The sequence below is a fragment of the Streptomyces pseudogriseolus genome (assembly GCA_002154585.1).
GTDB lineage: Bacteria > Actinomycetota > Actinomycetes > Streptomycetales > Streptomycetaceae > Streptomyces > Streptomyces pseudogriseolus.
The window spans coordinates 31,897-50,040 of record MUNG01000092.1 but is presented as its reverse complement, the minus strand read 5'-3'; the positions used below and the strand labels follow the sequence as shown (position 1 = coordinate 50,040).

Genomic DNA, 18,144 nt, shown 5'->3' with positions numbered 1-18,144 from the left:
CGAGATCATCCGCGAGTACGAGGGTCCGGACCCGGCGCGCCGGGTCCGGACCCTCGTACTCGCGGATGATCTCGTACCGTGTGTTCCGCTCCACCGGCCGGAACCCCGCGTCGCGGATGAGATCCAGCAGATCCTCTCGCGTCAGCTTGTTCGGCGTGCCGAAATTGTCCGCGTCATGCGTGATCTTGTACTCGACGACCGACCCGTCCATGTCGTCCGCCCCGTGCTGCAGCGCCAGCTGCGCCGTCTGCACGCCGTGCATGACCCAGAACACCTTCACGTGCGGCACGTTGTCGAACAACAGCCGCGACACCGCGAACGTCTTCAGCGCCTCCGCGCCGGTCGCCATCTGCGTCCGCGCCTGGAGCCGGTTGCGGACCTTGCCGTCCTTCATGTCGACGAAGTCGTGCTGGTACCGCAGCGGGATGAAGACCTGGAAACCGCCGGTCTCGTCCTGGAGTTCACGCAGCCGCAGCACGTGGTCGACCCGGTGACGAGGCTCCTCGATGTGGCCGTACAGCATGGTGCACGGGGTCTTCAGACCCTTCTCGTGCGCCAGGCGGTGGATGCGGGACCAGTCCTCCCAGTGGGTGCGGTGGTCCACGATGTGCTGCCGGACCTCCCAGTCGAAGATCTCCGCGCCGCCGCCCGTCAGGGACTCCAGCCCGGCGTCGATGAGCTCGTCGAGGATCTCGCTCGCGCTGAGTCCCGAGATCGTCTCGAAGTGGTGGATCTCGGTGGCGGTGAACGCCTTCAGCGAGACCTCCGGCAGCGCCGCCTTCAGCTCGCGCAGCGACCGCGGGTAGTAGCGCCACGGCAGGTTCGGGTGCAGGCCGTTGACGATGTGCAGCTCGGTGAGGTTCTCCGAGCGCATCTCCTCGGCGAGCTTCACCGCCTCCTCGATGCGCATCGTGTACGCGTCCTTCTCGCCCGGCTTGCGCTGGAAGGAGCAGTACGCGCACGACGCGGTGCACACGTTGGTCATGTTGAGGTGACGGTTGACGTTGAAGTGGACGACGTCGCCGTTGAGCCGCGTCCGCACCTCGTGGACGAGCCCGCCGAGCCACGCCAGGTCGTCCGACTCGTACAGCGCGATGCCGTCCTCGCGGGTCAGCCGCTCACCGGAGCGGACCTTCTCCTCCAGCTCGCGCTTGAGCCCGACGTCCATGCCGTTACCTCTTTCCCAGAAGACAGACCCGCTCCACCGTACGCCCCGGTCAGCCGACCTCTTCGGGCAGCTCACCGACGCGGTTCTCCCACTTGGTGGAGAGCACGATCGTGGTACGCGTACGGGAGACGCCCTTGGTGCCGGACAGCCGGCGGATGATCCTCTCCAGGCCGTCCACGTCGGTGGCGCGCACCTTGAGCATGAACGAGTCGTCGCCGGCGATGAACCAGCAGTCCTCGATCTCCTGGAGGTCCTTCAGCCGCTGCGCCACGTCCTCGTGGTCGGCGGCGTCGGAGAGGGAGATGCCGATGAGGGCGATGACGCCGAGGCCGAGCGAGGCGGAGTCCACCGTGGCGCGGTAGCCGGTGATGACGCCGGCCGCCTCCAGCCGGTTGATGCGGTCGGTGACGCTGGGTCCCGACAGACCGACGAGGCGCCCCAGCTCCGCGTAGGAGGCCCGGCCGTTCTCCCTCAGGGCCTGGATGAGCTGCCTGTCCACCGCGTCCATCGAATCGATGCCTTCCACTGAAGAGATCTGAAGTTCTGCACGTGCTGGAATGCGCCGAAGCGCTCAGTCGGGGCGGGATCCGCCGCCGAGTTCGCCCTTCCAGCGGCGGTAGAGCCGGTGCTCGACACCCGCCGCGTCGAGTACGCGTCCCGCGACGAAGTCCACCAGGTCCTGGATGTGCGTCGCGCCCGCGTAGAAGGCCGGCGAGGCGGGCACCACGGTCGCGCCCGCGTCGTCCAGCGTCACCAGGTGCCGCAGGGTCTGGCCGTTCAGCGGGGTCTCCCGTACGGCCACGACCAGCGTGCGCCCCTCCTTCAGGGTGACGCTCGCCGCCCGCTGCAACAGGTCCTTGGACAGCCCGAGCGCCACCCCGGCCACACAGGCCGTGGAGGCGGGCACGATCAGCATGCCCTTGCTCGGATACGACCCCGAGGACGGCCCGGCCGCGAGGTCACCGGCGGCCCAGTGCCGTACGCCGTCGAGGTCGACGGAGAAGGTGTCCGGCTTGCCGTCCGCCCCCCGGGACAGCCATTCCCGCAGGTCGTCGCGCCAGTGGGCGTCCCGGAAGGCGATGCCGGTCTCGTCCAGCAGGGTCAGCCGGGAGGCCCGGCTGACGACGAGGTCGACGCTCTCGCCCGCCGCCAGCAGCGCACGCAGCACAGCGGCTGCGTAGGGCGTCCCGGACGCCCCGGACACCCCCACGATCCAAGGCTTGCGCCGCGTTTCTCCTGCGTTCACAACTCGAGCCTACCGGCGGACGGCAGGCGTCCGCGCTCAGGACCGGCCGGAGGCCTTCGAACCCGGCGGCCGGGTGGCTAGAGTGCGGGGCGACACGGGACGAGGGGGGAACGGTGGCCAAGGTCAACATCAGTCTCGACGCCGAACTGGTGGTGGAAGTGATGGTCCTGGCGGGGGTCGGCTCGCCCCAGGACGCGATCGAGGTGGTCGTGCGGGACTACATCGCCCGCGGCCACCGCACCGAGGCCCGCACCGAACTCAAGGACCAGGGCCTTCGCGAGGTCGACGCCAAGCCGCAGGAGCCCCAGGGCTGAGCCCGCGGCCGGACCGGCGGTCGTCGCCTCCCGAGAGCCGCCTGAACGCTCCGTGGCCCGCCAGTAGCCGGCCGCTCGGCCGGGCGTCCCACATGCCTCCGGGGGCGAACACGTCACCGCCTTGGGCGTCCAGGCCGTTGCTCCCCGAGAGCGCCGTCTCCGTGCGGCGGACGGCATGTTCTCCCTTTTCCAGCGGCACGCTGCTTGGGAGACTCCCGCCGGTCCCGGTGCAACTCGGCCGGTACCCGTCGGTGCGCGGTGCTCGGCCCCGCCAGGCCAGGGCGACAGCCCGCAGCAACGTGGTCCTACCAAACCGTTCCGCCCCGCAAGCACCGTCCGGCCGGCGTGGGAACGACCTGACGTTCCGCACACGGATTCGGCCCACTCCCCGTGTCCGCGTCGCCGCGCACCGGCGCTCTTACACCGTCAGCCCGCGCACCAGCAGGTCGAGCAGCGCGCAGACGAACAGGGCGATGCCGATGAAGCCGTTGACGCTGAAGAACGCGCGGTTGAGGCGGGTCAGGTCGTTCGGGCGGACGATCGTGTGTTCGTAGACGAAGGCGGCGGCCACGATGAGCAGGCCGAGCCAGAAGAAGGCGCCGGCGTCGGTGAGGAGCGCGTACCAGGCGAACAGGGCCGTCGTGACGGCGTGGCAGGCGCGGGCGCCCCAGATCGCGGCCGGGATGCCGAAGCGGGCCGGGACGGACTTCACGCCGATCTCGCGGTCGGTCTCGACGTCCTGGCAGGCGTAGATCAGGTCGAAGCCGCCGATCCAGACGCCGACCGCGAGGCCGAGGACGACCGCCTCCCAGGACCAGGAGCCGGTGATCGCCAGCCAGCCGCCGACCGGGCCCATCGCCTGGGCGAGACCGAGGATGGCCTGCGGGAAGTCGGTGAACCGCTTGCCGTACGGATAGACCACCATCGGGATCACCGCGACGGGGGCCAGGGCCAGGCACAGAGGGTTCAGCAGGGCGGCCGCGCCGAGGAAGACGGCGAGGGCGATCAGCGCGCCGGTCCAGGCGTGCTTGACCGACATGGCGCCGGTGACCAGTTCGCGGTGCGCGGTGCGCGGGTTACGGGCGTCGATCTCGCGGTCGATGATGCGGTTGGCGGCCATCGCGAAGGTGCGCAGGCCGACCATGGCGACGGTCACCAGGAGCAGCCGGCCCCAGTGGATGTTCTCGTCCCACTCGTACATGGCCGTGAGCGCGGCGATGTAGGCGAAGGGCAGGGCGAAGACCGAGTGCTCGATCATCACCAGGCGCAGGAAGGCCTTGGTGCGTCCCGGCTGCTGCGGGAGGGCGGCGGAGGCCGAGGTCACAGTCCGTACTCCTTCCAGCGGCGGTCGACGAGCGCGGCCGTGTCCGGGTCGGACTCGACCATGTCGGGCCAGCCGCCGTCGCGCGTGTACCCCTCCTCGGGCCACTTCCGCGTCGCGTCGATGCCCGCCTTGCCGCCCCAGAACTGCTGGTAGGAGGCGTGGTCGAGGTGGTCGACGGGGCCTTCGACGACCGACAGGTCACGCGCGTAGTCGGTGTTGCCGAGGGCCCGCCAGGCGACCTCGTGCAGGTCGTGGACGTCGCAGTCGGAGTCGACGACCACGATCAGCTTGGTCAGCGACATCATGTGCGCGCCCCAGATGGCGTGCATGACCTTCTGCGCGTGCTTCGGGTACTTCTTGTCGATCGAGACGATCGCGCAGTTGTGGAAGCCGCCGGCCTCGGGGAGGTGGTAGTCCACGATGTCCGGGACGATGATCTTGAGGAGCGGGAGGAAGAAGCGTTCCGTCGCCCGGCCCAGCGGGCCGTCCTCGGTCGGCGGCCGGCCGACCACGATCGACTGGAGCAGCGGACGCTTCCGCATCGTCACGCAGTCGATCGTCAGGGCGGGGAACGGTTCCTGCGGCGTGTAGAAGCCGGTGTGGTCGCCGAACGGGCCCTCGGGGAGCATCTCGCCGGGCTCCAGCCAGCCCTCGATCACGACCTCCGCCTGCGCCGGCACCTGGAGCGGAACGGTCTTGCAGTCGACCATCTCGATCCGCTTGCCCTGGAGGAACCCGGCGAACAGGTACTCGTCGATGTCGCCCGGCAGCGGCGCGGTGGAGGCGTACGTCACGGCCGGCGGGCAGCCGAAGGCGATGGCGACCGGCAGGCGCTCACCGCGGCGGGCCGCCACCTGGTAGTGGTTGCGGCTGTCCTTGTGGATCTGCCAGTGCATGCCGATGGTGCGCCGGTCGTGGCGCTGGAGGCGGTACAGACCGAGGTTGCGGACGCCGCTGACCGGGTCCTTGGTGTGGGTGAGCCCCAGGTTGAAGAAGGAGCCGCCGTCCTTGGGCCAGGTGAACAGCGCCGGAAGCTGCTCCAGGTCCACGTCGTCGCCGGTGAGGACGACCTCGTGCACGGGCGCGTCGGAGGACTTCACCTTCTTCGGCGGCACGTGCGTCATCGCGCCGAGCTTCCCGAACGCCTCGCGCACCCCGACGAACCCGTGCGGCAGCTCCGGCTTCAGCAGCCCGCCGATCTTCTCGGAGATCTCCGCGTACGACTTCAGGCCCAGCGCCTTGAGCAGGCGGCGGTCGGTGCCGTACACGTTCATCGCGAGGGGCATGCTCGAGCCGCGCACGTTCTCGAAGAGCAGCGCCGGACCGCCGGCCTTGTTCACCCGGTCGACGATCTCACCGACCTCCAGATACGGGTCGACCTCGGCCTTGATGCGCTTGAGGTCGCCCTCGCGCTCCAGCGCCCTGAGCAGGGAGCGAAGATCGTCGTAAGCCATGGGGTCCAGTATCCCCGAGCGGCTACGCTGGACTCGTACCGCCCACCGCTTCCGCTGGAGAGGTCATGCTTCGGGTGCTGATGTTCCTCGTGCCACTGGCCCTCAGCGTCTACGCGTTCATCGACTGCATCAGCACCAAGGACGACGACATCCGGCACATGCCGAAGCCCCTGTGGGCGATCCTCGTCCTGCTCTTCCCGCTGGTCGGCTCGATCTCGTGGCTGATCGCCGGCAAGAAGCGGCAGCCCGCGGGCGGCTCCGCCTGGAGCCGGGGCGGCGGTCGGCAGCAGTGGGTCGCCCCGGACGACAACCCCGACTTCCTGAAGTCCCTCGACGAGGACACGAAGCGGGAGAAGGACCGCGACCCGGACGAGGACCCCAGGACCGACTGAGGCCGCCGGGCTCGCGACGCCGAGCTACGTCCGCGACCAGCTCTGGGACGCCGTGCCCTCGCACACCCGCTTCATGATCAGGCCGCTCGGCCTGGAGTGCTCCAGACACTGGCCGGACGCGGCGAGGATCACGGTGCCGCCGGAACCGAGACGCCATTCCTGGGCGCTGTCCGCGCCGCAGACGCCCGTGTGCATCGAGCCGTAGGCGCTCAGGCAGTTGCCGGTCTGCGTGTGGACGATCCGGTACGTCCCGCCCGAGGCGCCCTCCAGGCTCCACCGGGCCGCCGGGGAGGCGCAGTCGCCCGCGGAGACGCCGCCGTAGCCGGCGTTGCCGGACCCGACGAGACACCGTCCGCTGTAGCCGTTCCGCAGGGGCGCGCCGCCGCCTCCCGAGCCTCCGCCGCCCGGGGCGGAATCCCCGCCGCCGGATCCGCCGCCTTCGTCGCCGCCCCCGCCGGCGCCGGTGTCGCCGCCGCCCGGGCCGGGCCGCGTGTCCGCGCCGCCGTCCCCCGCGTCCGCACGGGAACCGGCGCCCGCGTTCGCGCCCCCGGAGTCCTTCTCCCCCTCCTTCGCGTCGTCCTTCGGCTCCTTCGAGGCGGACGGGCTGCCGGACGGGGACGGTTGCGCCCGCCCGGCGGTCGCGGACGGCGTGACGTCGGCGGAGACGGTCACGGACGCGGAGGGGGTGGGACCTCCCGCGGCGTCGCCCGAGTCGGTGACGTACGGGAGGAGCTGGAAGGCGAGGGTGCCGCCGGTCACGACGACCACGACCGGCACGACGACGGGCAGGATGCGCCGCCGGCGGTCCTTGCGAGCGGGCAGCTCCTTCTTCTCCCCACCGGCCTTCTCACCGGCCTTGTTGTCACCGTTCGGTTCCTCACCGGCGGGTTCCTCCCCCTCCTTCGTCTCGCCGACGGTCGGCGGGAGGTCCTGCGGATCCGGGGTGCGGGCGGCGAAGGCGGCGCGCTCGGCCAGCCGCTCACTGACGACCGACGGCCACAGGGGCGTTCCGGACGGGCCGCGTCCGGAGGCCGCCTCGACCAGTTCCGCGGCGGTGGGGCGGCCCTCGTGGTCCTTGTCGAGGCAGGACGCGACGACGTCGGCCAGCGTGGGGTCCAGCTCCCGCAGCGGGCCCAGGTCAGGCTCCTCGTGCACGATGCGGTAGAGCACGGCGTGCCCCGAGTCGTCGCCGAAGGGCGGCCGGCCGGAGGCGGCGTAGGCGATCACGGAGCCCAGCGCGAAGACGTCGACGACGCCGCTCGACGCCCGCTTGCCGGAGGCCTGTTCGGGCGACATGTAGGCGGGCGTGCCCACGACCATGCCGGTCCTGGTGAGCTGGCTCTGGTCGGCGGCGCGGGCCACGCCGAAGTCGATGAGGGTGAGGCCGTCCAGGGTCAGCATCACGTTGGACGGCTTCAGGTCGCGGTGCACCATGTCCAGCGCATGCACCGCCGCCAGCCCCGCGGCGGCTTCGCGCAGCAGCAGCCACAGCGCCTCGGGCGGCAGGGGGCCGTGCAGGTCGACGGCCTCGCGCAGGGTGATGCCGGGCACGTAGGCGGTGGCGAACCACGGCGGGCGGGCGTCCCGGTCACCGGCGAGCAGCGGGGCGGTGGCCTCGTCGGGGAGCCGGGAGAGGTTGTCCAGCTCGTGCCCGAAGCGGCGCAGGAAGTCCCGGTCCTCCCCGGCGACCGAGGGCAGCACCTGCTTGACCGCCGCGTAGCGGCCCTCGTGGACGCCGAGATACACCCGGCCCATGCCGCCGGCCCCGAGACGCCCGAGCAGCGGGATCGGCCCGATCCCGCGCGGGTCGTCGTCCTGCAACGGCTCGGCCCCGCTCCCCGTGAGGCCGGTCACGTCTTCCCCGCTCAACTCTGTCCCCGTTCCACCTGTCACCCCGACCACTCGCGGCCCGTCGTCGACCACGGACGGGACGCTACATCGTCACGCCCGGCAGCCCCAAGTGACGCTGTGTACACATATGGTGAAACACCGTCAGCCGAACGGACGGTGGTCCGCAACCGTGGAGAGGCAGCTCGCCCGGACCCCGGGCTGTGGGACGAGGACATCGGGGAGTGAACGCGGCGGAGGCCGCCCCGGGACCGGTGTCCGGGGCGGCCTCCGTGTGGTGTGTGGCGGGGGCGGTCAGAAGCCGGCCGACCGGAGCACGCCGAGGCCGACGTCGGCGTAGGAGTGCTTGCCGTTGACGAAGATGTTGACGCCGTAGTAGTTGAACAGCCAGCAGGCGAAGGCGAGCAGGGCCAGGTAGGCGGCCTTGCGGCCCTTCCAGCCGGCGGTGGCTCGGGCGTGCAGGTAGCCGGCGTAGGCGACCCAGGTGATGAAGGACCAGGTCTCCTTGGGGTCCCAGCCCCAGTAGCGGCCCCAGGCGTCGCCGGCCCAGATGGCGCCCGCGATGATCGTGAACGTCCACAGCGGGAACACGGCGGCGTTGACGCGGTAGGCGAACTTGTCCAGCGAGGCCGCCGAGGGCAGGCGCTCCAGGAAGGACGTCGCGAAGCTGCCGGGCTTGCCGCCGCCGGCCAGCTTGTTCTCGTACGAGTCCTTGAAGAGGTACATGACCGTCGTGAACGCGCCGACGTAGAACACCGCGCCGCACAGGATCGCCGTGGAGACGTGGATGTACAGCCAGTACGAGTGCAGGGCGGGAACCAGCTGGTCGCTGGCGGTGTACAGGACAGTGACGGCGAGACCGAGGTCGAGGAGGACCGACGTGGTGAGGAACAGGCCCAGCCAGCGCACGTTCTTCTTCAGCGCCAGCAGCAGGAGGTACACGCCCACCGCGGTGGTGGAGAAGGTGATGTTGAACTCGTACATGTTGCCCCACGGCGCCCGTTCCACGGACAGCGCGCGGGTCAGCACCCCGCCGAAGGACAGCGCGAACGCGAGCACGGTGAGCGAGATGGCGATACGCCCGTAGAGGTCGCCCTGCTCGTCGCCGCCGTGCGCCCCGGGCCCGTCGGGCACGTCACGCGAGCCGGACGCGGCGCGGACGGTGACCTTGGGCCGCTCCAGCACGGCGGTGCCGCCGCCCTGCCGCACGGTGACGGCGGGCGCCGTCCCCGCGGCGGCCGCCTTCGGGGTGAGCGCGGCCGCCGTGCGGGCGACCTTGCTGCGGCTGCCGAAGAGCCACTCGGCGATGTACGCGAAGAAAGCGAGGGTGTAGACCGCCATCGCGGAGTAGATCAGCACGTTGCTGATCTCCGCGAGGTTCTCGTTGGTCGCGGCGGCGAGAGTCACTGCTGCTCAGCCCCTTCGGCAGGCACGGCGTGAGGGTCGGGGTCGGTGGGGTCGGGGGTGTCGGAGGTGTCGCTGGTTCCGGGTCCGCTGGACGTTCCGGGGTCTTCGGGGGGCGTGCCCTCCGGCTTCGGTGTGCCGTCGGGCTCCGGTGCGCCGTCCGGGTCGGGCTCCGCCACGCCCGGCGCGCGCTCGTAGAGGATCCCGGCGAGGTCGCCGAGCTCCTCGGGCACCTTCGCGGACTCGCTGCGGCCGAGGCCCGCCATCTCCACGACGGTCACCCCGTCGTCACCGCGCACCGCGCGCACCCACACGCGGCGCCGCTGCACGAACAGGGAGGCGGCCAGGCCGCCGATCGCGGCGAGGGCGCCGCCGAGCGCCCAGCCGCCGCCCGGCTCCTGGACGACCTGGAAGCCGGCCCACTCCTTGACGTCCTTCTCGAAGGTGATCGAGCCGGCGCCGCCGGGGAGCTTCATGGTCTCGCCGGGGGTGAGCAGCTTCTTCAGCAGCTGTCCGTCGGCGTCCTTGAACTCCTTCATCTTCGACTTGTCCATCTGGTACACGCTCTGCGGAATGCCGGAGTCGGCCTTCAGGTCGCCGTGGTAGGCGTTGAGCGCGAGCACCGGATAGTCCAGCGCCGGGAACTGGGAGAGCATCGTGCCGCTCGCGGACCCGCCGAAGGTCGGCACGAAGAAGGCCTGGAAGCCGAGCTGCTCCTTCTTGCCCTGCGGGTTGCGGTAGCCGTCGAGGACCTTGACGACGCCGTTGGAGGTGACGTTGTTGTCCAGCGGCAGCAGCGGCACGGCGTCCCGGTAGACGATCCGGCCCTTGCCGTCGCGGACGGTCACCACGGGCGCGTAGCCGTGGCTGACGAGGTAGACCTTGGCGTCGCCGATCTCCAGCGGCTTGTTCACCTTGATGACGGTCCGCTTCTCCTCGCCGTCCGCGCCCTCGGTGTAGGTCACCTCGGTCTCGTACGTGCGGGGGGTGCCCCGGTTGGGGCCGGAGCGCTCGTAGGTGCCGGTGAACTCCTTGACGTCGAAGCTGAACGGCACCAGGTCGTCGTTGGTGAAGAGGTTGCCGGACTTGAAGTCGTCGTACTGGGTGAGCGTGTTGGAGAAGCCGTCGCCCTCGACGACGATCTTGTTGCCCTCGGACTTGAACAGCTGGCCCCAGGCGAACGCGATCAGCATCACGATCAGCGCGAGATGGAACGCCAGGTTGCCGAGCTCGCGCAGGTAGCCCTTCTCGGCGGCGACGGCGTTCCCGACGACATGGGCGCGGAAGCGGCGCTTCTTCAGCAGCGCGAGGGCGGCCTCGCGGACCTCCTCGGGGCCGGCCGAGGTGCGCCAGGTGGTGTGCGCGGGCAGCCGGGTCAGCCGGCGGGGCGCGCCCGGCGGGCGGCCGCGCAGCTGGCCGACGAACTGCCAGGTGCGGGGCACGATGCAGCCGATGAGGGAGACGAACAGCAGGATGTAGATCGCGGAGAACCACACCGAGCTGTACACGTGGAACAGCCCGAGCTTGTCGTAGACGGGCGCGAGGACGTCGTGCCGTTCGCGGAAGTCGGCGACCCGCGTCTCGTCGACGCCGGTCTGCGGGATGAGCGAGCCGGGGATCGCGGCGAGCGACAGCAGCAGCAGGAGCAGCAGCGCCACCCGCATGGAGGTGAGCTGCCGCCAGAACCAGCGGGCCCAGCCGATCACGCCGAGGGCGGGCAGGTTCGCCGTGGGGGCGTCCTCCACGGGGGCGGTGGACAGCTGGGAGCCGGCCGCGCCGAGGTCCTGGTCGTCGCCGGTCTTGGTGGTGTCGTCCGTCGTGGTGTCGCTCATCGGGTCAGATCCCCACCGTGAAGCCGTTGGACCAGGTCTGCATCTCCGCCACGAGGGTGTCCCACGCGCCGGTCAGCAGGAGCACGCCGGTCACGATCATCATCGTGCCGCCGATGCGCATCACCCAGGCGTAGTGCCGCTTGACCCAGCCGAAGGCGCCGAGCGCCTTGCGGAAGGCCACGGCGGCGAGCACGAAGGGCACGCCCAGTCCCAGACAGTACGCGACGGTCAGCACGGCGCCCCGTCCGGCGCTCTCCTGCTGCGCGGACAGGGTGAGGACGGAGGCGAGGGTGGGCCCGATGCAGGGGGTCCAGCCGATGCCGAAGAGGGCGCCGAGCACGGGCGCGCCGATCAGACCGGTCGCCGGCCGCTTGTGGAAGCGGAACTCCCGCTGGGTGAGCCAGGGCATCAGGCCCATGAAGAAGACGCCCATGAGGATCATGAAGACGCCGAGCACCTTCGACAGCACGCCCGACTGCTCCTGGAGCGTCTGCCCGAAGTAGCCGAAGAAGGCGCCGCCCGAGACGAACACGACGGTGAAACCGAGGACGAACAGGGAGGCGCCGGCGACCATGCGGCCGCGCCGGGCCTCGGCCAGGTCGGTGCCGGAGACGCCGGTGACGTAGGAGAGGTAGCCGGGGACGAGCGGCAGGACGCAGGGCGAGAAGAAGGAGACCAGCCCGCCGAGCACGGCGATGGGCAGGGCCACCAGCAGGGCGCCGTTGAGCACCGTGCCGTTGTAGCCCGTCTCCGCGGCGAGCGTGTGCAGGGCCGTCACGTCACTTCTCCGCGACGACCGGTTCGAGCATCTTGCGCAGCCGTTCCTCGTCGAGGGCGGTCAGCGAGCGGGCGGCGACCCGGCCCTCCCGGTCCAGCACCAGGGTGGAGGGGATGGCCTGCGGGTTGAGCGTGCCCTTCTCGAAGCGGAGCATCAGCTTGCCCGTGGGGTCGTACAGGCTCGGGTAGGTGATGCCGAAGTCCTTCTCGAAGGCGAGCGCGGCGGTGGTGCTGCCGTCGCGGGTGTTGATGCCGACGAACTGAACGTCCTTGCCCGCGTACTCCTGGGACACCTTGGCGAAGTACTTGGCCTCCGCGCGGCACGGGTTGCACCAGGAGCCCCAGACGTTGAGGACGACGACCTTGCCCTTGAAGTCGCCGACGTCGAGCTGCTCGCCCTCGAGGGTCTCGCCGGACAGGTCGGGCGCGGCGACGCGCTTGCCCGCGGGGACCGTGGAGATGCCGTCGGTGCCGGTGACGAAGCCGGTGTCGCCGCCACCGCCGGAGGTGCCCCCGGAACCGCACGCGGTCAGGAGCAGTGCGGCCGCGGCGGCGCCGGCGGCCAGGGCGGCACGGCGGCGGGCGCGCACGGCACGGGCGGCGCGGTACGGGCTCTGCGCGGCTCGGTTCGAGCGCTGGGGGGCGCGGCTGGCGGCACTCATGTGAAAAGTTTCGCATGCCCGTTCTGGGGATCTTGCGCACCCCCCCGTGGGCTCCGGCGCGGCCGGAGAACCGCATCTCAGGCGGGGTCGGCGGCCCCCGTGGGCGTGGCGCCGGCGAGGTCGCGGGTGAACGCCTGCCAGCCGCCGGTGGGTTCCTGGCCGACGTCCAGGGTGCGCAGCCGGTCGAGCATCTCGGGCTTCTGCACGTCGAGCCAGTCGCAGAACTGCCGGAAGGAGACGATCCTCACGTCCCCGCCCTTCTCCTTCTCGCGCGCGATGTGTGTGAGGGCCTGCTCCACGGCGTCCATGTAGATGCCGCCGTTCCACTGCTCGAAGTGGTTGCCGACGAAGAAGGGCGCCCGGTTCGTCTCGTATGCCCGCTGGAAGCCGGATATATATGCCTGTGCCGACTGCCGTCGCCAGCCCGGGTAGTTGTGCGCCGGGGCGTTGGTGGAGTTGACCGACTGGTTGGCGAGCATGTTGTAGTCCATCGAGAGGACCTCGAAGGAGTGTCCGGGGAACGGTATCTGCTGGAGCGGAAGGTCCCATATGCCCTGCTTCTTGGAGGGCCAGACCTGGCGCCCGCCGGGCGAGGACGCGTCGTAGCGCCAGCCCAGCTCACGGGCGGCCGGCAGCAGCTGGTCCTGCCCCAGCAGACAGGGCGTACGGCCGCCGGTCAGCTCCTTGTCGTAGTCGAACGGCAGGGACTCCACGTCGGTCCACCCGGAGTTGGTCCGCCACTCCTTCACGAACGACTTGGCCTGCTCGATCTCGCTGCGCCACTGCCGTGACGTCCAGTTGCCGACGCTGCCCGAACCGGCGCAGAAGTGCCCGTTGAAGTGGGTGCCGATCTCGTGGCCCTCGAGCCAGGCGCGGCGCAGGTTCTTCAGCGTGTCCTTGATGTGCGCGTCGGTGAGGTAGCCGATGTCGGAGGCGCCGCGCGGGTTGCCCGGCGGGTCGTAGAGCCGCTTCTTCGACTCCGGGAGCAGGTAGATGCCCGAGAGGAAGAACGTCATGGACGCGCCGTGCTCCTTGGCGAGGTCCAGGAAGCGCGGGAACAGCCCGTTGCCGACCTCGCCGGCGCCGTCCCAGGAGAACACCACGAACTGCGGGGGCGTCTGACCCGGCTCCAGCGGCACGGGACGCTCGGGCTGGTGGGGCTGCCGGCCGGTGAAGGAGGTGGAGCCGTCGCCGATCGGCCGGACCGTCGCGCTCGGCTTCGGCTCGGGCGACCCGGGACGGTCGCCGGCCCCGGGGCGGGAACCGCCGGAGGGGGTCGATCCGTCCGAGCCTGTGTGGCCGCCGCAGCCGGCCAGGGAGACTGCGGCCGCGGCCCCCGCGCCGAGCCCGAGCATTCCCCTGCGGGAGAGAGCGCGCATGGCGTCCCCCTTCGTCATGTCCCTGAGTGGTCACCCAGTCAGAGGACATGACGAAGCAGGAGGTTCCCGTTGAATGCGGAGGTTTCGCAAGGAATTTCGATGAGGGCGGCGCACCGCCCTCACGCGGGCGTCACGCGCCGTAGGCCTTGCCGCCGCCCTTCGCCGGCTTGGCGCCCGCCCGCAGATGCGCGGGCACCAGGTCGAGGGCGGGCTCGCTGTAGCCCACGGAGACGATGCTGTCGCCGCGGAACGTGAACGTGGTCAGCGAGGCCAGGGTGCACTGGCGGCGGCGCGGGTCGTGCCACAGCCGGCGCTTCTCCACGTACGACCGCACGATCCAGATCGGCAGCTGGTGGCTGACCAGCACCGCCTCGTGCCCGCGCGCCGCGTCCTTCGCCGCCTCCAGCGCGCCCATCATGCGCACCACCTGGTCGACGTACGGCTCGCCCCAGGACGGCTTGAACGGGTTGACGACGTGCTTCCAGTTGGCCGGGCGGCGCAGCGCGCCGTCGCCGATGCCGAAGGTCTTGCCCTGGAAGACGTTCTCCGCCTCGACGAGCCGCCGGTCGGTGGCGATGTCCAGGCCGTGCGCCTTGGCGATCGGCTCGGCCGTCTCCTGCGCCCGCTCCAGCGGGGAGGCGCCGACGTGCACGACGTCCCGGGACGCCAGGTGCTCGGCGACCCGGTCGGCCATACGGCGGCCCAGCTCGGAGAGGTGGTAGCCGGGGAGGCGGCCGTAGAGGACGCCGTCCGGGTTCTCCACCTCGCCGTGCCGCATCAGGTGGACGACGGTGACGTCCTCGGGGCTCCTGTCGTGCCCGGGCTTGTTCTCGACGCTCACGCGGTGGCCTCCGCCGCTGCTCGGGCCGCCGCCGGGAGGGCGTCGGCGATGCGCTGGACGGCCCGCTCGTCGTGGGCCGTGGACACGAACCAGGACTCGAAGGACGACGGCGGCAGGTAGACGCCGTTCGCCAGCATCGAGTGGAAGAACGCGGTGAAGCGGAAGGACTCCTGCTTCTTGGCGTCCTCGTAGTCACGCACCGGGTTCTCCGTGAAGAAGACGGAGAACATGTTGGAGGCGTTCTGCAGCGTGTGCGCGACGCCCTCCTTGGTCAGCGCCTCGGTGACGAGCGACCGGATCTGCGCGGAGACCGCGTCCACCGTCTCGTACGCGGCGTCGTCGAGCAGCCGCAGCTGGGCGAGCCCGGCGGCGGTGGCGACCGGGTTCCCGGAGAGGGTGCCCGCCTGGTAGACGGGGCCGGCCGGGGCGAGGTGCGCCATGACGTCGGCGCGCCCGCCGAACGCCGCGGCCGGGAAGCCGCCGCCCATCACCTTGCCGAAGGTCATCAGGTCGGGCCGGACGCCGTCGACGCCGTACCAGCCGGCGCGGCTCGTACGGAAGCCGGTCATCACCTCGTCGGAGATGTACAGCGCGCCGTTCGCCGCGCACGCGTCCTTCAGGCCCTGGTTGAAGCCGGGCAGCGGCGGGACGACGCCCATGTTGCCCGGGGACGCCTCGGTGATCACGCAGGCGATCTCGCCCGGGTGCGCGGCGAACGCGGCGTGCACGGCGTCCAGGTCGTTGTACGGCAGCACGATGGTGTCGCCGGCCTGCGCGCCGGTCACACCGGGGGTGTCCGGCAGCGCGAATGTGGCGACACCGGAGCCGGCGGAGGCGAGCAGCGAGTCGACGTGGCCGTGGTAGCAGCCGGCGAACTTGACCACCTTGGTGCGCTGCGTGAAGCCGCGGGCGAGCCGGATCGCCGACATGGTGGCCTCGGTGCCGCTGGACACCAGCCGCACCTGCTCCAGCGGCTCGATCCGGGCGGTCATCTCCTCGGCGAGCGCGACCTCGCCCTCACCGGGCGTGCCGAAGGAGGTGCCGCGCGCGACGGCCTCCTGCACGGCGGCGATCACCTCGGGGTGCGCGTGCCCGAGGATCATCGGCCCCCAGGAGCACACCAGGTCGACGTACTCGCGCCCGTCGGAGTCGGTCAGGTAGGGCCCGCTGCCGGAGACCATGAACCGGGGCGTGCCGCCGACGGCGCGGAAGGCACGCACCGGTGAGTTCACACCACCGGGAGTGACGGCCGCGGCACGATCGAACAGCGCCTGCGAGGCTGGGGCTTCGTACGAATATGGCAGTTCGCTCATGACCTGCGACTTCTCCGACCTTTTCCGACGTCCCGGGTTTTCTCGCCGGGCTGCGGCTGCTGTGACTCGTTTCAGGGTAGGCCAGGGGCGCGCCGCGGCATCCCCGCCCCGATCAGGGCCGTGATCCGGGTCCCGGAGCGGCCGTGATCTGCGAAACTGACCCGTGGTGCACACATCCCGTACGGCCGGGGCGGCCGCGGGCCGCGAAGATGTCGCGGACGGATGTTTCACCGCACGTTTCGGCGGGCGGCCGTGGGGGAGGTCACTGTCACGATGATCGGGTTGCGCGGCGGGGGCCACGCGTCCTAGAAAAGCAGTCGGGTGGAGATATGCATCGCGGTGGCGGACTGGGCGAGGGGACCGATGACCTGGGTCCTCGACGTGCCCGGCGGGGAAGGCACCGACGCGAAGCGGAGGAATCGGATCAGATACGTCGTGCGCACGGCGAGCCGGAGCGGATCGGCCCGCTGAGCGGGGCGGGGAGCAGGAATGGTGGTCGGGTGGGGGTGACGTACAAGTACTTCGGTGCGCCGGACGGCGCCACCGCGGCCCGCGTCCCGATCTCCATGCGCCCCGAGGAGCTCGGCGGGGACGAGCTGGGCATGGGCGGCATGTTCACCAAGATCAAGCCCGAGACCATGGCCGCGATGGTCCTCACGGGCATCGAGGGCGTGCCCCTGCACAAGGTCCCGCCGCTCGAACTGGTCGTCCTGCACCCGGACTACGCGGTCGTGAAGCTGCCCATGACGGTGGTGGATCCGCTCCGCGACATAGGCGAGGAGGCGGTCGGCGCGGCGGCCTTCATCTGGTCGACGGTCCCGGACCGCGGCGGCCCGCGCGACGCGTTCAACGTGTACCAACTGCTGCACGAGTGGCAGGACTTCTCGCACCGGCTGCATGAGGCGGGGCATCAGCCGTATTGCTTGGTGTGGCCCTGAGCTGGGGTTTTGTAGGAGTCGGGCGGGGTCTTCGGGCCTCGCCCTTCTGCGTGCCGGGGAGTGGCCGTCAGGCGGCCAGGGCACATTGAGGGCACATTGGTTTTGCTGGGGGTGGTGATGTGCCCTGGGGCTCTCCGGTTTCCGACGGCTCCGCGCCGGTGAAGGCGTCGTCTATCGCCTTGCGGGTCCGGCTCTCGCTGGACGGCAGCAGGTGTGTGTACGTCCGCAGCGTGAAGCCCGGGTCCGAGTGGCCAAGGTACTCGGAGAGCGCCTTGATGCTCTCCCCCGCGTCCAAGAGCACGGAGGCATACGCGTGACGGAGGGCGTGCATGCCGTCCTCAGGAGCCGCCTGAAGGTACCTAGCCCCGCGCTCGCGGGGAGGGATCACGCCGGCGGCGACCAGGGCTCGCTTCCAGGCGCCCATGTTGAAGACGCTGCGGTTGTACGCTCGGCCCTTCTCGTCGACGAAAAGCAGCCGGAAGCTCTTGGGCTCGCCGTCGGGCTTCGCCCAGGGCAGCGTGACCGCCGTGGGCGGGAATCGCCTCATGTGGCCCTTGAGGGCAGTGGCCAGCTGCGCCGACAGCGGCACTGACCGGATCCGGTTGCCCTTGGGCAGAGCGAAAACCGGCTTCGTGCCGACGAGCCGCACCTGGCGGTTGACGTGGATCCAGCCGCCCCTGAAGTCGATGTCCTCGACGGCGCATCCGAAGACCTCCCCCTGGCGCAGGCCGCACCCGAAGGCGAGCTTGCCGCCTGCCTGGAAGCGCTCGGGCAGCCCGGCGATGACGGCACGCACACGCTCCAGGGACCAAGGGACGATCTTCTTCTTGGTCGCGGTCGGCAGCTTGACCGACTTCGACTTGCACGGGTTCTTCGGCAGCAGCCCGTCCTCCACGGCCATGCCCAGGATGCTGGAGAGGATGTCGAAGATGCCCTCGATCGTCGACACCTCGAAGCCGCCGTCCTGCAGCGCGCGAATCCAGCCCTGAATGACCGAAGGCTTGTTCAAGGACCGCAGCTCGCGCCGGCCGAGGTGGGCGACGATGTGGTTGCGGACGGTGGCCTCGTAGCGGAGGGCCGTGGTCGGGCCTACCGAGTTCGCGTCGAGCCACTTCTGGGCGTAGGCGCCGAGCGTCTGCTTCGTCTCTGCGGGAACGACGTAGCTGCCGGACTCCTGTCCAGGCTGAGGAAGGGGTGGGGCGGGGCGTGCGGTGAGGGAGGCGGCGGCCTGTACCGGCCGCCACGAGCCGGC

At 70.8% G+C, this 18,144-nt stretch carries 16 protein-coding genes and 1 pseudogene; 3 read left to right on the top strand and 14 right to left on the bottom strand.

Annotated features, from left to right (window positions below; genetic code table 11):
• From mqnE to CCN29_RS09880, 3 genes are all read right to left on the bottom strand, one after another.
• Positions 1 to 1,168 (bottom strand): aminofutalosine synthase MqnE (mqnE, locus tag CCN29_RS09890; protein ID WP_086681060.1); only part of this gene is annotated, 1,168 nt, incomplete at its 3' end.
• Positions 1,169 to 1,217: 49 nt separating this feature from the next.
• Positions 1,218 to 1,676: an Lrp/AsnC family transcriptional regulator gene (locus tag CCN29_RS09885; protein WP_006133218.1), complete on the bottom strand. Its 459-nt coding sequence runs from the start codon at positions 1,674 to 1,676 to the stop codon at positions 1,218 to 1,220.
• A gap of 63 nt (positions 1,677 to 1,739) precedes the next feature.
• Positions 1,740 to 2,414 carry a UbiX family flavin prenyltransferase gene (locus CCN29_RS09880; RefSeq protein WP_078883011.1) on the bottom strand — a complete coding sequence of 225 codons (675 nt, stop codon included), beginning with the start codon at positions 2,412 to 2,414 and terminating at the stop codon, positions 1,740 to 1,742.
• Between the two features lie 113 nt (positions 2,415 to 2,527).
• Here CCN29_RS09880 and CCN29_RS09875 point away from each other — a divergent pair, with 113 nt between their 5' ends.
• On the top strand, positions 2,528 to 2,728 hold the full coding sequence (locus CCN29_RS09875; RefSeq protein ID WP_086681058.1) for a type II toxin-antitoxin system VapB family antitoxin: 201 nt from the start codon (positions 2,528 to 2,530) through the stop codon (positions 2,726 to 2,728).
• A gap of 418 nt (positions 2,729 to 3,146) precedes the next feature.
• Here the strand turns inward: CCN29_RS09875 and mqnP are convergent, their stop codons facing one another.
• Both mqnP and CCN29_RS09865 read right to left on the bottom strand, forming a co-directional pair.
• Positions 3,147 to 4,052: a menaquinone biosynthesis prenyltransferase MqnP gene (gene mqnP / locus CCN29_RS09870; RefSeq protein WP_006133223.1), complete on the bottom strand. Its 906-nt coding sequence runs from the start codon at positions 4,050 to 4,052 to the stop codon at positions 3,147 to 3,149.
• Positions 4,049 to 5,506, bottom strand: coding sequence for a menaquinone biosynthesis decarboxylase (locus tag CCN29_RS09865; RefSeq protein WP_006133225.1), 1,458 nt, complete (start codon positions 5,504 to 5,506; stop codon positions 4,049 to 4,051). Before CCN29_RS09865 ends, mqnP begins: the two co-directional genes overlap by 4 nt.
• A 65-nt stretch (positions 5,507 to 5,571) precedes the next feature.
• On the opposite strand from CCN29_RS09865, the gene CCN29_RS09860 reads away from it, so the two are divergent.
• On the top strand, positions 5,572 to 5,898 hold the full coding sequence (locus tag CCN29_RS09860) for a PLD nuclease N-terminal domain-containing protein (protein WP_006133226.1): 327 nt from the start codon (positions 5,572 to 5,574) through the stop codon (positions 5,896 to 5,898).
• A 24-nt stretch (positions 5,899 to 5,922) separates the two neighbouring features.
• On the opposite strand, the gene CCN29_RS09855 is transcribed toward CCN29_RS09860, so the two are convergent.
• The 8 genes from CCN29_RS09855 to hemL form a co-directional block, all read right to left on the bottom strand.
• On the bottom strand, positions 5,923 to 7,752 hold the full coding sequence (locus CCN29_RS09855) for a serine/threonine-protein kinase (protein ID WP_086681056.1): 1,830 nt from the start codon (positions 7,750 to 7,752) through the stop codon (positions 5,923 to 5,925).
• A gap of 288 nt (positions 7,753 to 8,040) precedes the next feature.
• Positions 8,041 to 9,153: a c-type cytochrome biogenesis protein CcsB gene (gene ccsB, locus CCN29_RS09850; protein WP_086681054.1), complete on the bottom strand. Its 1,113-nt coding sequence runs from the start codon at positions 9,151 to 9,153 to the stop codon at positions 8,041 to 8,043.
• Positions 9,150 to 10,982, bottom strand: coding sequence for a cytochrome c biogenesis ResB family protein (locus CCN29_RS09845; RefSeq protein WP_086681052.1), 1,833 nt, complete (start codon positions 10,980 to 10,982; stop codon positions 9,150 to 9,152). The genes ccsB and CCN29_RS09845 overlap by 4 nt, the downstream gene beginning before the upstream one ends.
• 4 nt (positions 10,983 to 10,986) lie before the next feature.
• Positions 10,987 to 11,760 carry a cytochrome c biogenesis CcdA family protein gene (locus CCN29_RS09840; protein WP_031022583.1) on the bottom strand — a complete coding sequence of 258 codons (774 nt, stop codon included), beginning with the start codon at positions 11,758 to 11,760 and terminating at the stop codon, positions 10,987 to 10,989.
• Position 11,761: 1 nt separating this feature from the next.
• Positions 11,762 to 12,421 (bottom strand): TlpA family protein disulfide reductase, encoded by a 660-nt coding sequence (locus CCN29_RS09835; protein ID WP_031063014.1) that lies wholly within the window; start codon positions 12,419 to 12,421, stop codon positions 11,762 to 11,764.
• Between the two features lie 77 nt (positions 12,422 to 12,498).
• On the bottom strand, positions 12,499 to 13,776 hold the full coding sequence (locus tag CCN29_RS09830; protein WP_006133239.1) for a polysaccharide deacetylase family protein: 1,278 nt from the start codon (positions 13,774 to 13,776) through the stop codon (positions 12,499 to 12,501).
• Positions 13,777 to 13,930: 154 nt separating this feature from the next.
• Positions 13,931 to 14,578, bottom strand: a complete 648-nt coding sequence (locus tag CCN29_RS09825) for a histidine phosphatase family protein (protein ID WP_037817550.1) — start codon at positions 14,576 to 14,578, stop codon at positions 13,931 to 13,933.
• A gap of 59 nt (positions 14,579 to 14,637) precedes the next feature.
• A complete protein-coding gene (hemL, locus tag CCN29_RS09820; RefSeq protein WP_031022580.1) occupies positions 14,638 to 15,954 on the bottom strand; it encodes a glutamate-1-semialdehyde 2,1-aminomutase in 1,317 nt (438 codons plus the stop codon).
• A gap of 329 nt (positions 15,955 to 16,283) precedes the next feature.
• Here hemL and CCN29_RS09815 point away from each other — a divergent pair, with 329 nt between their 5' ends.
• A complete protein-coding gene (locus tag CCN29_RS09815; protein WP_189409268.1) occupies positions 16,284 to 16,892 on the top strand; it encodes a hypothetical protein in 609 nt (202 codons plus the stop codon).
• Between the two features lie 67 nt (positions 16,893 to 16,959).
• Here the strand turns inward: CCN29_RS09815 and CCN29_RS09810 are convergent.
• Positions 16,960 to 18,060, bottom strand: a pseudogene (locus tag CCN29_RS09810) (tyrosine-type recombinase/integrase); the annotation flags it as partial.
• Positions 18,061 to 18,144: the final 84 nt, after the last annotated feature.